At 72.6% G+C, this 12,928-nt stretch carries 14 protein-coding genes and 1 tRNA gene; 8 read left to right on the top strand and 7 right to left on the bottom strand.

The features are described 5' to 3' along the window. Window positions 1–9: 9 nt before the first annotated feature. Window positions 10–1,698: a S8 family serine peptidase gene (locus tag O7618_RS28080; protein ID WP_278109143.1), complete on the top strand. Its 1,689-nt coding sequence runs from the start codon at window positions 10–12 to the stop codon at window positions 1,696–1,698. A gap of 257 nt (window positions 1,699–1,955) precedes the next feature. On the opposite strand, the gene O7618_RS28085 is transcribed toward O7618_RS28080, so the two are convergent. Further along, entirely contained in the window at window positions 1,956–3,110 is a 1,155-nt protein-coding gene (locus tag O7618_RS28085; protein WP_278109144.1) for a hypothetical protein, read from the bottom strand. Between the two features lie 201 nt (window positions 3,111–3,311). Next, window positions 3,312–3,959, bottom strand: a complete 648-nt coding sequence (locus O7618_RS28090; RefSeq protein WP_278109145.1) for a helix-turn-helix domain-containing protein — start codon at window positions 3,957–3,959, stop codon at window positions 3,312–3,314. Between the two features lie 63 nt (window positions 3,960–4,022). Between O7618_RS28090 and cysS the strand changes: the two genes are divergently transcribed. Both cysS and rlmB read left to right on the top strand, forming a co-directional pair. Then, window positions 4,023–5,438 (top strand): cysteine--tRNA ligase, encoded by a 1,416-nt coding sequence (gene cysS / locus O7618_RS28095; RefSeq protein ID WP_278109146.1) that lies wholly within the window; start codon window positions 4,023–4,025, stop codon window positions 5,436–5,438. Further along, window positions 5,438–6,562, top strand: a complete 1,125-nt coding sequence (rlmB, locus tag O7618_RS28100) for a 23S rRNA (guanosine(2251)-2'-O)-methyltransferase RlmB (RefSeq protein ID WP_278109147.1) — start codon at window positions 5,438–5,440, stop codon at window positions 6,560–6,562. Before cysS ends, rlmB begins: the two co-directional genes overlap by 1 nt. A 55-nt stretch (window positions 6,563–6,617) precedes the next feature. Here the strand turns inward: rlmB and ugpC are convergent, their stop codons facing one another. Next, window positions 6,618–7,709 carry a sn-glycerol-3-phosphate ABC transporter ATP-binding protein UgpC gene (gene ugpC, locus O7618_RS28105; RefSeq protein WP_278109148.1) on the bottom strand — a complete coding sequence of 364 codons (1,092 nt, stop codon included), beginning with the start codon at window positions 7,707–7,709 and terminating at the stop codon, window positions 6,618–6,620. Window positions 7,710–8,071: 362 nt separating this feature from the next. Between ugpC and O7618_RS28110 the strand changes: the two genes are divergently transcribed. Further along, window positions 8,072–8,148: transfer RNA gene (locus tag O7618_RS28110), tRNA-Thr, on the top strand. A gap of 262 nt (window positions 8,149–8,410) precedes the next feature. On the opposite strand, the gene O7618_RS32295 is transcribed toward O7618_RS28110, so the two are convergent. Together O7618_RS32295 and O7618_RS28115 are read right to left on the bottom strand one after the other, a co-directional pair. Next, complete coding sequence (locus O7618_RS32295) at window positions 8,411–8,545, bottom strand: hypothetical protein (RefSeq protein WP_347405396.1); 135 nt, start codon at window positions 8,543–8,545, stop codon at window positions 8,411–8,413. Next, complete coding sequence (locus tag O7618_RS28115) at window positions 8,509–9,063, bottom strand: DUF4386 domain-containing protein (RefSeq protein WP_278109149.1); 555 nt, start codon at window positions 9,061–9,063, stop codon at window positions 8,509–8,511. The genes O7618_RS32295 and O7618_RS28115 overlap by 37 nt, the downstream gene beginning before the upstream one ends. Window positions 9,064–9,479: 416 nt before the next feature. On the opposite strand from O7618_RS28115, the gene O7618_RS28120 reads away from it, so the two are divergent. From O7618_RS28120 to O7618_RS28130, 3 genes are all read left to right on the top strand, one after another. Beyond that, on the top strand, window positions 9,480–9,848 hold the full coding sequence (locus tag O7618_RS28120; RefSeq protein WP_347405397.1) for a helix-turn-helix transcriptional regulator: 369 nt from the start codon (window positions 9,480–9,482) through the stop codon (window positions 9,846–9,848). A gap of 35 nt (window positions 9,849–9,883) precedes the next feature. Further along, window positions 9,884–10,318, top strand: a complete 435-nt coding sequence (locus O7618_RS28125) for a VOC family protein (protein WP_278109150.1) — start codon at window positions 9,884–9,886, stop codon at window positions 10,316–10,318. 67 nt (window positions 10,319–10,385) lie between these two features. Then, window positions 10,386–11,000 carry a histidine phosphatase family protein gene (locus tag O7618_RS28130; RefSeq protein WP_278109151.1) on the top strand — a complete coding sequence of 205 codons (615 nt, stop codon included), beginning with the start codon at window positions 10,386–10,388 and terminating at the stop codon, window positions 10,998–11,000. Window positions 11,001–11,098: 98 nt separating this feature from the next. Here the strand turns inward: O7618_RS28130 and O7618_RS28135 are convergent, their stop codons facing one another. After that, entirely contained in the window at window positions 11,099–11,755 is a 657-nt protein-coding gene (locus tag O7618_RS28135; RefSeq protein ID WP_278109152.1) for a type 1 glutamine amidotransferase domain-containing protein, read from the bottom strand. A gap of 86 nt (window positions 11,756–11,841) precedes the next feature. On the opposite strand from O7618_RS28135, the gene O7618_RS28140 reads away from it, so the two are divergent. Continuing rightward, complete coding sequence (locus O7618_RS28140) at window positions 11,842–12,306, top strand: LysR substrate-binding domain-containing protein (RefSeq protein ID WP_278109153.1); 465 nt, start codon at window positions 11,842–11,844, stop codon at window positions 12,304–12,306. A 10-nt stretch (window positions 12,307–12,316) separates the two neighbouring features. On the opposite strand, the gene O7618_RS28145 is transcribed toward O7618_RS28140, so the two are convergent. Next, window positions 12,317–12,772 carry a protealysin inhibitor emfourin gene (locus tag O7618_RS28145; protein ID WP_278109154.1) on the bottom strand — a complete coding sequence of 152 codons (456 nt, stop codon included), beginning with the start codon at window positions 12,770–12,772 and terminating at the stop codon, window positions 12,317–12,319. Between the last annotated feature and the right edge of the window lie 156 nt (window positions 12,773–12,928).

Below are 12,928 nucleotides of genomic sequence, written 5' to 3' on the forward strand. Positions count from 1 at the left end.
TCTGATGTGGTGAGCAAGCGCTTCACCGCCGGCGCGGTCGCGGTCGCGGCTTCGCTGGCACTCACGGTGACCGGCCTGGGTGTCCCGGCGACCGCCGCGCCGTCGCAGACCCGGACCTTCACCGTGCTGGCCGAGAACGGTGTCTCCACCGACGCCGCGATCGCCGCGATCAAGGCGGCCGGCGGCACGGTCGTCTCCCGCACCGACGACGTCGGCCTCTTCCAGGTGACCAGCGACCGGGCGGACTTCGCCAGCCGTGCCAACGCCGCCGGGGCGCTGGTCGGCGCCGCACAGGAGAAGGCGATCGGCCGCAAGCCGAAGCTGGACCGGGTCGAGCAGGAACACCTGCTGGCCGCCGCCGCAGCCAAGGGCAAGGCGGCCAAGGGCAAGGCCAAGAAGATGGACCCGCTGGACGACAAGCTCTGGGGTCTGGACATGATCCGGGCCGACCAGGCCCGCAAGATCGAGCCGGGTGACCGTCGGGTGACCGTCGGCGTGCTGGACACCGGCGTCGACGCCAGCCAGCCGGACCTGGCCCCGAACTTCAACTGGGCGCTGTCGCGCAACTTCGCGACGGACATCCCCGACGTCGACGGGCCCTGCGAGGTGGCGAGCTGCCTCGACCCGGTGGGCACCGACGACGGCGGGCACGGCACCCACGTGGCCGGCACGATCGGCGCCGCCGCCAACGGCTTCGGCCTCTCCGGCGTGGCCCCGAAGATCTCCCTGGTCGAGCTGAAGGGTGGCCAGGACAGCGGCTACTTCTTCCTCAACCCGGTGGTCAACGCGCTGGTGCACGCCGGTCGCTCCGGGCTGGACGTGGTCAACATGTCCTTCTACGTCGACCCGTGGCTCTACAACTGCGCCGCCAACCCGGCCGACTCGCCGGAAGCGCAGGCCGAGCAGCGGACCATCATCGAGGCCATGAAGCGGGCGCTGACCTTCGCCCACCGCAAGGGCGTCACGCTCGTCGGCGCGCTCGGCAACAACCACGAGGACCTGGGCGACCCCCGCACCGACGTGAGCAGCCCCGACTACGGCGCCGACCCCTACCCGCGGCCGATCGACAACGCGAGCTGCTGGGACCTGCCCACCGAGGGCCCGCACGTGATCAGCGTGTCGGCGGTCGGGCCGTCCGGTAAGAAGGCCGACTACTCGAACTACGGCACCGAGCAGACCGCGGTGGCGGCTCCGGGCGGCTGGTTCCGGGACGGCTTCGGCACCGACACCTACCGGGCCGACGCCAACATGATCCTCTCCACGTACCCGAAGAAGGTGCTCCAGGAGGAGGGGTCGGTCGACGAGAACGGCAACATCGTGGCCGGCTTCGAGAACTCGGTGTTCAAGCAGTGCACGGCCAAGGGTGAGTGTGGCTACTACACCTACCTCCAGGGCACCTCGATGGCGTCCCCGCACGCCGCCGGCGTGGCCGCGCTGATCGTCAGCAAGTTCGGCAAGAAGCAGGGCCGGGACGGCTACGGCATGGCGCCGGACCTGGTCGAGCAGCACCTCTACCGGACGGCGGCCGAGCACGCCTGCCCGGAGTCGCGGCTGCAGACCTACACCAACGAGGGCCGGAGCGACGAGTTCAACGCTTACTGCGCGGGCTCGCTGAACTTCAACGGCTTCTACGGCTACGGCATCGTCGACGCCTACGCGGCGGTGAAGACCCCGCTGAAGCCCAACGCGCGGCCGTAACACCCCGCACCACCGGGAAGCCCGGGCGACGCGTGTCGCCCGGGCTTCTCCGCGTCGGCGAATGCGTACGGTGGCCTTCCCGCCGGACGCTGCCCGGTTGGCGTGAGCTGGCATTTGCACAGCTCGAAACCGTTTCGATGAATGGCCGCGAGAGGGTTGCATCCGGTCCGGCACTCCGGTGATCGCCGCCCAGTCGGACGAGACCCGGCCGGGGCACGCCGCCCGCGGTCGGCCCCGAACGGGCCGGGCCGGGCAGGTCATGGGCGCCACCCCCGGGCCACCAGGGCGGCCCGGATCTCGCGGACCAGAGCGGGAAACTCCTGCCGCAGGCGGCGCCCGGTCACGTGCAGCACGAGCCAGCCGGCCTCGACGAGCTGATTGAGCCCCCGCCTGTCGAGGTGCATCCGGTCGGGATCGGCGTGCCACTGACCGTCGTACTCCACGGCGACCCGAAAATCCGGCCAGGCCAGATCGGGGTGCAGAAGGAGGCCGGTGGACACGCGTATCGGATGCTGCGCCACCGGACGCGGCAGCCCGGCGAACATGAGCCGAACCCGCAGGTGGGACTCGGGTGGCGACTGGGCGCAGCCGTCGGTCAGGCCGAACACCCAGGACGCCCGCCGGCCGCCCGGTCGACCGGCGTTGCGAGCCGCCTCCGCGGCCAGCCCGGACCGGCTGACCGCCCCGATCCGCAGCAGCCCGTCGACGATGCCCACCGCCCTGACCGGATCCGACCAGACTGCGGTCTCCCAGGCACAGGCGGCCGGTCCGGTGCGGGGTGGCGGCCCGGGCGGACGGGTCGGTTCGGGCGGGAGCGGCGCGCCGGCGAGGCCGGACGGACGGCGCGGATCTGGCGTCCGGGTCAGAGTCGCCTTGTCCGACGGACCGACCGCCAGTGGCGCCCCGCCGACGTCCGTCGACAGCAAGGTGGTGGCGGTCGGGGAGGCACCGGAACGGGCCGGTCCGAGCCCGCCTGCTTCGGGACCGCGACCGACGGGAGCGCCTGCGCGGGGACCGCCGGCCGTGGCAGCGCCGGCGGGGACCGGCAAACCACGCGAGAAGTCGGCAATCGGGGCGTGGTGCACCCGGACGCCCGGCTGGGAGTCGGCCCGAATCGTGGCCGGAAGCAGGACGTGCACGTCATCGGTGAAGTCGGCGGCGTGCTCGACACCGTGCAGGTAGGCCGCGGACGGCCCGGCGATCAGGGTGCCGGGCGGCATCCGGAGCAGCACGGCCCGGCAGGCCAGCGCATGATCGCGGTCGAGGCGCGCGTCGGCGTAGACGTCCTGCCGGAGCCGGACCCAGGACGCGCCACGGAGATGGTGCCGGGACAGCAATCCGCGCCGGACCGCGTCCGAGCCGCGGAAGACCTGCCCGGCCAACTGCTGCGGACGATGTGGATGAGGTGGCATGTGCCAAGCGTGAGGTGACGCCGCGACCGTAGGACAGCCCTGTGGACAACCGCTGCCGGCCCCGACCGCCGCGCCCTGTGGACAACCACCACACCACCCTCTGGTGTGCTACGTGCGCTCGCCCGGCGCCGATGCCGCCACGTCCCCGAACTGGCGGCGGCCACCTCGGGCACCCCCCGGCACCCGGGCGCACGGGCCACCTCAGGCGAGCGCGGCGGTGACCGCCTCGGCGGCGGCGGTGACCTGGGCGCCGACCTCGGCCACGTCCAGCGGGGTCAGCGACACCACGCCGACGCTCCCCTCCAGCCCGGGCACCCCGAGCACCGGCGCGGCCACCCCGTACGCGCCGGACTGCAGCTCGCCGCTGGTGCTGACCGGCCCGGCGTCGCCGGCGCGTCCGGCCAGCACGGCCCGGCCCGCCGCGCCCCGCTCCAACGGATGCCGGGAGCCGGTCCGGTAGGCCACGTGGAAGGCGGTCCAACTCGGCTCGACCACCGCCAGCGCGACCCCCTCGCCGCCCTCGACCACGGTCAGGTGCGCGGTCGCCCCGGTCCGCTCGGCGAGCCGGCGCAACGCGGGCAGCGCCCCCTCGGCGAGCAGCGGTTGGGCTCGCCGGGCCAGGTGTAGCACGCCGACGCCGATCCGCAGCCGACCCGCGCCGTCGCGCCGCAGCATGCCGTGCCCGGCGAGCGCGCCGACCAGCCGGTAGACGGCCGCGCGGCCGATGCCCAGCCGGTGCGCCGCCTCGGTGACGGTCAGCCCGCCCGGGGCGTCCGCGACGAGGTGCAACAGGCGTAGACCCCGGTCCAGGGTCTGCGCGGTCTCTGGAGGGCGTGCCGCCGTGTCCACAGCACGCAGCGTACGACCCGGCTCCGGCCAACCTCGAAATGTGCGGACGGCTACCCTTGTGAGGTGACGCTACGCCTGTATGACACCGCCACCCGATCGGTGCGGGACTTCGTCCCGCGGGAAGCCGGCAAGGTGGGGGTCTACCTGTGTGGTCTCACGCTCCAGGCGCCCCCGCACATCGGCCACCTTCGCTCCGGCGTCAACTACGACGTGCTGCGCCGCTGGCTGGTGCGCCACGGGTTCGAGGTCACGTTCATCCGCAACCTGACCGACATCGACGACAAGGTCCTCGCCAAGGCCATGGAGCAGGGCCGGCCGTTCTGGTCGATCGCGTACGCCAACGAGCAGATCCTCACCGCCTCCTACCGCGCGCTGAACGTGCTCCCGCCGACCTACGAGCCGCGGGCCACCGGGCACGTCCCGGAGATGCACGAGCTGATCGCCCGCCTGATCGAGACCGGGCACGCCTACCCGGCCGGCGACGACTCCGGCGACGTCTACTTCGACGTGGCCTCCTGGCCGGCCTACGGCTCACTGTCCGGGCAAGCCCCGGCCGACATGCAACCCGCCGGGGACGCCCCCGACCGGGGCAAGAAGGACCCGCGTGACTTCGCGCTCTGGAAGGGCGCCAAGCCGGACGAACCGGCCGACGCCTCCTGGCCGTCGCCGTGGGGTCGCGGCCGACCCGGCTGGCACATCGAGTGCTCCGCGATGTGCTGGCGTTACCTGGGCGTCGAGTTCGACATCCACGGCGGCGGGCTCGACCTGACGTTCCCGCACCACGAGAACGAGATCGCCCAGTCGCAGGCCGCCGACCTGCCGTTCGCCCGCTACTGGGTGCACCACGGCCTGCTCGGCATCGGCGGCACCAAGATGGGCAAGTCGCTGGGCAACACGCTCGACCTCGACTACGTTGCCTCGCTCGGGGTGCGCCCGGTGGAGCTGCGCTACTACTACGCCGCCGCGCACTACCGGTCCCACATCGACTACTCCGAGGACGCGCTGCGCGAGGCCGCGGTCGCGTACCGGAGGATCGAGGGCTTCGTGCAGCGAGCGGCCGAGCGGGTCGGCGCGGGCCGACCCGACGGGCTGCCGGAGGGCTTCGCGGCGGCGATGGACGACGACCTCAACACCTCGGCGGCGCTCGCCGTGCTGCACGAGGTGGTGCGCGACGGCAACACGGCGTTGAGTGGCGGCGACGATGTGACCGTCCGCACGACGCTCGCCGCCGCCCGAGCGATGCTGGATATCCTCGGCGTCGACCCCCTGGATCCGGCCTGGACCGGCGGCGACCGCGCGGGCGACCTGCGCGGCGTGGTGGACTCCCTGATCGCGCTGGCCCTGGAGCAGCGCGCCCAGGCTCGCGGCCGCAAGGACTGGGCCGCCGCCGACGCCGTACGCGACCAGCTCAAGCAGGCCGGCGTGGTCGTCGAGGACACCCCCCAGGGCCCGCGTTGGACTATTGGAGAGCAGGACTGATGGCCGGCAACTCGCAGCGCCGTGGCCGGCGACTGACGCCGAAGGCGGGCGCCCCCAAGGGCACCGGTGGCAAGAACAAGGACTCCCTCGCCGGGCGGGGCCGCACCCTGCCCGCGGACGAGCGGCCCTGGCACAAGGCCTACTCGGGCACCGAGAAGCTGCCCCAGCGCACCGCCTGGAAGCAGGACAAGGAGCGCCGGGCCGCCGCCGAGGAGGGCCGCGCGCCCAAGATCGGTCAGCCGGGCACCAAGGACACCACCTGGGGCAAGGGCGGCGGTCGGGGCGTGCCCACCGCCGCCAAGGGCCGGGGCGGCAAGCCCACCGCCGGCCGGTCCGGGCCGCGGGTCTCCCCGGGCCGCAAGTCGAACCCGGCGAAGGACAGCCCCGAGCTGCTCGTCGGGCGGAACCCGGTGCTGGAGTCGCTGCGCGCGCAGGTGCCGGCGACGGCGCTCTACACGGCGCAGGGCATCGACGTCGACGACCGGGTCAAGGAGATCGTCCGCACCGCCGCCGACCGGGGCATCGCGATCCTGGAGGTCGGCCGCGCGGAGCTGGACCGGATGACCGGCGGGGTGCTGCACCAGGGCGTCGGGCTCCAGGTGCCGCCGTTCGCCTACGAGCCGTTCGAGGACCTGGTCACCGCCGCGCTGGAGCAGGCCGCCCCGCTGCTGGTCGCGCTGGACGGGGTCACCGACCCGCGCAACCTCGGGGCGGTGATCCGGTCCGCCGCCGCGTTCGGCGCGCAGGGTGTCTTCGTACCCGAGCGGCGTGCCGCCGGGATCACCGCGACCGCCTGGCGGACCAGCGCCGGCGCGGCCGCGCGCGTCCCGGTCGCCCAGGTCACCAACCTGACCCGGTCGCTCAAGGCGTGCAAGGAGGCCGGCTTCGTCGTGGTCGGCCTGGACGCCGACGGGCAGACCGACCTCTACGACCTGGAGGCCGCGGTCGGTCCGCTGGTCGTGGTGGTCGGCTCGGAGGGGCGGGGCCTGTCCCGCCTGGTCGGCGAGACCTGCGACCTGACCGTCAGCATCCCGATGGTCTCCGACGTGGAGTCGCTCAACGCCAGCGTCGCCGCCGCGGTCACGCTCGCCGAGGTCGCCCGCCGCCGGGCCGTCGAGGTCTGACCCCGCGCACGAAAAGGGGCGGTCCGCCGTGGCGGGCCGCCCCTTTTCGCGTACGTCAGATTCGCTTGCCGGTGGCGGCGTTGAAGACGTGGTTGCGGCCGGCACGCGGCTTGACGAACACGGTGTCACCCATGTTCGGCATGGTGCGCCGGTCGGTGCGGACCACGAACCGCTCGTTGTGGCCCTCGAGCGCGGCGTGGCCGTAGATGTTGGCGTCGGAGCCGAGGTCCTCGACCAGCTCCACCACGACCGGCATGCCGCCCTCGGACGGGCTGACGAGGTCGCAGTCCTCCGGCCGGAAGCCGACGGTGACCTTGCCGTCGCCACCCTCGGCGCGGGCCGCCGCGATCTGCTCCCGGGTCAGGGGGATGGTCATCTCGGCGAACGCGCCGCCCTGCTCGGTCAGCGGCACCGTCTTGATGTTCATGGCGGGGGAGCCCATGAAGCCGGCGACGAAGACGTTGGCCGGGGTGTCGTAGAGCGCCCGCGGGGTGTCCACCTGCTGGAGCACGCCGTCCAGCATGACCGCCACCCGGTGACCCATGGTCATGGCCTCGACCTGGTCGTGGGTGACGTAGACCGTGGTGACGCCGAGCTTCGCCTGGAGCGAGGCGATCTGCGTACGGGTCTGGACGCGGAGCTTGGCGTCGAGGTTCGACAGCGGCTCGTCCATGAGGAAGACCTGCGGCTCGCGGACGATCGCACGGCCCATGGCGACACGCTGGCGCTGACCGCCGGAGAGCGCCTTCGGCTTGCGGCTGAGGAACTCCTCCAACTGGAGGAGGTTGGCCGCCTCCTTGACCCGCCGGTCGATCTCCGACTTCGAGGTCTTGCGGAGCTTGAGGGCGAACGCCATGTTCTCGTACACCGTCATGTGCGGGTAGAGGGCGTAGTTCTGGAAGACCATCGCGATGTCGCGAGCCTTCGGCGGGAGGTGCGTGACGTCCCGGTCGTCGATGTAGATCGCGCCGTCGTCGACGTCCTCCAGGCCGGCGAGCATCCGCAGGCTGGTGGACTTGCCGCAGCCGGACGGGCCGACCAGGACGAGGAACTCCCCGTCACCGATCTGGAGGTCGAGCTGGTTGACGGCGGGGCGCTCGGTGCCCGGATAGATCCGGGACGCCTTCGCGTAGGTGACCGTAGCCATGATGGAGCGCTTCCTTTCACCGGCAGGAACGTGCCGGACGATCCGAGTGAAGGAGCGACCGGCACCCGAGGTGCCGGCCCACGGGCGTCATCCGGGCAGCCGAGGCGGGTCGGAGTGTCGTCCGTGTCACTGCACCGTAAACGGCTTTCACGATCGTGCCAAGGCGGGGGGCAACGGGTGGGACGGACGGCATAGACATTTCGGTCACCCGGGCACGGCGAGGCATCAATCTCCCGGCCGTGAGCGCGAATCGGCGACGATCCGTCGGCCGGGCCGGTCGGGAAACTGACGTTTTCCGTGGTCGGGAGCGCTGCCAGGCGGGATTTCCGGAACCCAGTCGCTATGCTGAGCCCGTCACACGCGCCCCTGTAGCTCAGCTGGCCAGAGCACTCGCCTTGTAAGCGAGATGTCGCCGGTTCGATCCCGGCCGGGGGCTCCAATTCCACAAGGCGCTTCGGATCGAGTGTCGAGATCAGCGGTCGACCGCCAGCGTCGTGAGTGCCGTCCTAGCTCGTGAGGACCACGCCGGTCACGATGGTGGCAGGGCCGCCAGGTTCAGGCGGTGGCGAGGCCACGTCCACGCCATGGCCGCCCCGGCCACGCCTTCCGGGCCTGGCGAGCGCGCCCATCGTGGCAGAGGTGAGCGGCTCGCCGCTGCCCCTTCTCCGCCGCCGGTGGCCCGACCCGCGACGGGTCGACGATCAGACGGCGAGCTCGGGTGCGGGTCGGAGACCCCTGACGATCAGATAGACGCCCAGCGCGAACTCCCACACCGCGATAGGGAGCGCCCCGACCGCGGTCACCGGCGACAACCGGTCCCAGACACCGAACAGCACGCCCGCGTCGGAGGCGACCAACAGGGGTGCGCCGACCAGCCCGAGCAGCGCGGGACGAGGCGCGACTGGTACAGCAGGGAGCCCAGCAGCAGCGCGTTCACGGCCGGGATGAGGCTCTGGCTGAGCAGGAGCATCGAGTCGTAGAGGGCGACCAGTGCCTGACCGATGGACGGCGCGTCCGCTCCGGCTCCGGCCCGCCGCAGGCCGACAATCGTCAGGAGGCTCGCGACGCCGACGAAGATTCCGGCGGCCTCCAGTACCCGAGCGGCGACGAAGCCCGTTGCGCGGGCCTCGCCGTGCCGCTTGAGCACCGGGAACAGTGCGACGGCGGTGCCGATGCAGGCGAGGGCGACGATCACCTCGAGGACGCCGCCGACGACCACCGGGGTCTCCGAGGTGGTGCCCACGACGAAGTCCGCGTCGCGTACCGGGCGGTACAGGGCGACGGTCGGGATCGAGGCGAAGGTGAGCACGTAGGCCCCGCCGGCGACCAGCGAGGTCCTCCGCAGTGGGCCCATCCGGGCTCCTCCCGTGGCGGTCGTTCGATCGACGGCGGTCCTGCCGCTACCCTGCTCCGCATCCGGGCGGCGGCGAATCGGCCGCTCGGGCAGTCCTCGGTGACGACGGAAGCGGGCGAAGGAGGGAGGAGCGGCGTGGGCGCGAAGACAGCGCTGCTGGCGTTCGCTGACGGTGACATCCGTCCAGCACTGCGAGGCGCCGCACGGTCGGAGCGGGCCGGAGCCCAGGCGGCCCGGCAGGCCGCTGACGCGCAGGCGCTGTCAGCCATGGGGCCGCCTCGGCGATACCGGATGGAACCGGACGGCGTGATGCGCGAGGTGACGGGGTGTTAACCGGGGGCCCTTCCTATACCGGAGGCGTTAACAAGGGGCCCCGCCTTTCATGAGTCGGGCGGTGGAGGAGTCCAACCGGGCCCATGCTGCGGGCCCGGGACGCGATGGACCGCGCGTACGCGCAGCCGCTGGACATTCCCGTGCTGGCCCGGATCGCGCACGTGTCCGAGGCGCACTTCATCCGCACCTTCCGGGCCACGTTCGGCGAGACGCCGCACCGCTACCTGCAGCGCAGGCGCGTCGAGCGGGCCATGTCGCTGCTGCGGGAGACCGACCGGGACGTCACCGACATCTGCCTCGCCGTCGGCTTCACCAGCCTCGGCACGTTCAGCCGGACGTTCCGGGAGATCGTCGGCGAGTCGCCGCGTGACTTCCGGCGGCACCGCAGCGCCGTCGCGAACGTGCCGAGCTGCTTCGCCAAGTCCTGGACCAGACCGAGCAGTTTTGGATAAGCACCAGGTCAGGGCGTTGCTCTAGCGTCGACGGCATGACGATGACTTCGATTTCCCGCTCCCAGATCTACGTCCTCGACCAGGACGAGGCACTCGACTTCTATGTCGGCAAGCTGGGCATGGAGGTCAACACCGACCAGGATCTCGGCTTCATGCGCTGGCTCACGGTCAACGTGCCGGGCGACGCGCAGCGGGAGATCCTGCTGGAGAAGCCGGGCCCGCCCGCGCTCGACCCGAAGACGGCCGAGCAGGTCCGGGAGCTGCTCACCAAGGGCGCCGCCGGCGGCTTCCTGTTCCTCACCACCGACGACGCGCACAAGACGTACGCGGATCTGGTGGCCAAGGGCGTGGAGATCACCGACGAGCCGACCGACCGGCCGTACGGGATCGACTTCGGCATCCGCGACCCGTTCGGCAACCGGATCCGGATCGGCCAGATGCACCCGCGCGAGCAGTGGGCGAACGGCTGAGCGCGGGGCTGCGGGTCGCGGCGGAGGCGGGTTAGGGTCGGCCTTCCCGATCTTGGTGAGGTGACCGGTGGCGACCCGACTGCTGTTCCTGGCCCGGCACGGCGAGCAGGAGGAGACCGCGACGGAGGCGCCGGAGGTCGGCCTCTCCGCCCGGGGTCGGCGGCAGGCGACGCTGCTCGGCGAGCGGCTGCGGGGCGCGCGGCTCGACGCGGTGCACCACGGGCCGCTGGCCCGGGCGGCGGAGACCGCCGCGCTGGTCGCCGCCGCGTTGCCCGGTGTTTCGGTTCATCAGGACGATCGGGCCGGCGACCACATGCCGCACGACACCGACCCGACCGGCCTGCCCGAGCGCCACGCCGCGTTCCTGGCCGAGTTCACCGACGCGGAGCGGCAGGAGGGGCCGGTGGTGACGGCGGAGGCGGTGGCCCGGTTCGCCACCGCTCCCGCCTCCGGCGACGTCCGTGAGCTGGTCGTCACCCACAACTTCCTGGTCGCCTGGCTGGTGCGCCACGCGCTGGAGGCGCCGGAGCGCCGCTGGATCGGGCTCAACCACGCCAACTGCGCGCTGACCGTGATCCGCTACAGCGACGCTGGCCCGCCCGCGCTGATCGCCCTGAACGACGCCGCCCATCTGCCGCCCGACCTGCGCGCCACCGGCTTCCCGGACGACTACCGCTTCTGACGCCCGAGCCTCGGTGGAAGCGGGCGGCGTTCAAGGAGCTCGGGTCGCCACCGAGAGCGGCTCCGACGCGAACTCCTTGATCACGTCTGCGGAGGGGGTCAGCCGCGCAGCTTGACCACGGCGTCGGCCACCGCGCGGGCGGACTGCGGGTTCTGGCCGGTGACCAGGTTGCCGTCGACCACCACGTGCTCGGTGAAGTTCGGCGCGGGGACGTGCTGCGCGCCGGCCTCGGCGAGCTTGTCCGCGAGCAGGAACGGCACCACCTCGGTCAGGCCGACGGCGGCCTCCTCGTCGTTGGTGAAGCCGGCCACCCGCTTGCCGGCGATCAGGCGCGAGCCGTCGGATCCGGTGAGGTTGACCAGCGCCGAGGGGCCGTGGCAGACGGCGGCGACCACGCCGCCGCGCTCGTGGACCGAGCGGGCGATCCGGGCCAGGTCCTCATCGTCGGGGAAGTCCCACATGGTGCCGTGGCCGCCGGCGAAGAGGATCACGTCGTAGCCGGCCGGGTCGACGTCGGCCGCCTTCGGGGTGTCGGTCACCCCGGCGGTGGCGAGGAAGTCGTTCTGGGTCTTGTCGTCGGCGTCCCGGCCGTCGGTCGGCGGCTCGCCGCCGGCCACCGACACCAGGTCGACGTCGTAGCCGGCGGCCCGGAAGACCTCCCACGGCTCGGCGGCCTCGCCGACGTAGTAGCCGGTCTTGCGGCCGGTGTCGCCGAGTTCGGAATGGCTGGTCAGGGCGATGAGTGCACGAGTCATGTCTTCCATGCTGGCGCGCCGGGCCATAGCTGACCAATAGGCGAGAGTCACGTCGGCGATAGGTTTACCGATGTGAAGACGTCGCTTTGACCGGCTGCCCCGGGGCGTCACGCCGACCGCCGCCGGGGACGAGCTGGCCCGCCGGGTGGCCGAGCCGCTGGACCGGCTCGCCGTCCTGGGCCGAGCGGCTGGCCGGCCCGGTGACCCCGTCGGCGCTTTGCGACGTGCCGCTGGTCGCCTGGGGCGAGGAGGCGCCGCTTCTGCGCCGCTGCTGGCGCACCGTCTTCGACACCCGGCTCACCCGCACGCCCAGCCTGGTGGTGGCGGACCTGCGGGCGGTCCGGTCGGCGGTGGCGGCCGGCGCGGGGGCGAGCGTGCTGCCCGCGTACCTCTGCCGGGGTGAGTTGGCCTCCGGCGCGTTGCGGGCGTTGCTCGCGCCGCCGGTGCCGCCGCTCAACACGCTCTTCCTCGCGGTCCGGCCGGGTGCGGCCGGACGGCGCGAGGTGCAGGCCGTGCGACGGGCGCTGCTGGCGGCGGCCCCCGGCTGGTGAGCGGCCCTCCTCAGCCGGTCGCGCGGGTGAGGAGGCCGACCACCTCGGCGGTGGCGGCCGGCGGGGTGGCCTGCGGCGGGCAGTCCACGTAGGAGCTGGTGGTCGGGCCGATGGTGAGGCGGTAGCTGAACGCGTCGGCGCACATGGTCGCCGGCGTGGTGGCTGCCGCCTCGGTGGCCAGCCGCGGGTCGGCGGCGAGCTTCCGCAGCCGGTTGAGGTCGGCGTCGCTGAGTCGGCCGTCGCGGGCGGCGCCGGCCCGGTCGGTCTTCGTCCAACTGCCGTCGGGTCGCACGGTGATGGTGTCGGTCAGGCCGGCGATGCCGCCCGAGTGAACGAGCGTCACCTCGACTCCGGGCAGTCCGGTGACGGCCGGGCCGGCCGGTGCCGGGGTGTCGGCGCGGGCGCAGCCGGCGAGCGGGGCGAGGGCGGCGGCGAGGGTGACCGCCACGGCGTGGGCAGCTCTCATGCCGATCGGACGCACGACGGGGCCACCCGGTTCCGGTCCACGTCGCCTCCTCATCCGTTCGGTCAGTGTCTGGGACGGGAAACCGTCGCCCTATTTCATGGCTGTCGATGTCTCAGCTATATCTACAGCAGTGACTACCCCCGTCACAACTTCTCC

The organism is Micromonospora sp. WMMD980, assembly GCF_029626035.1.
Lineage (GTDB): Bacteria > Actinomycetota > Actinomycetes > Mycobacteriales > Micromonosporaceae > Micromonospora.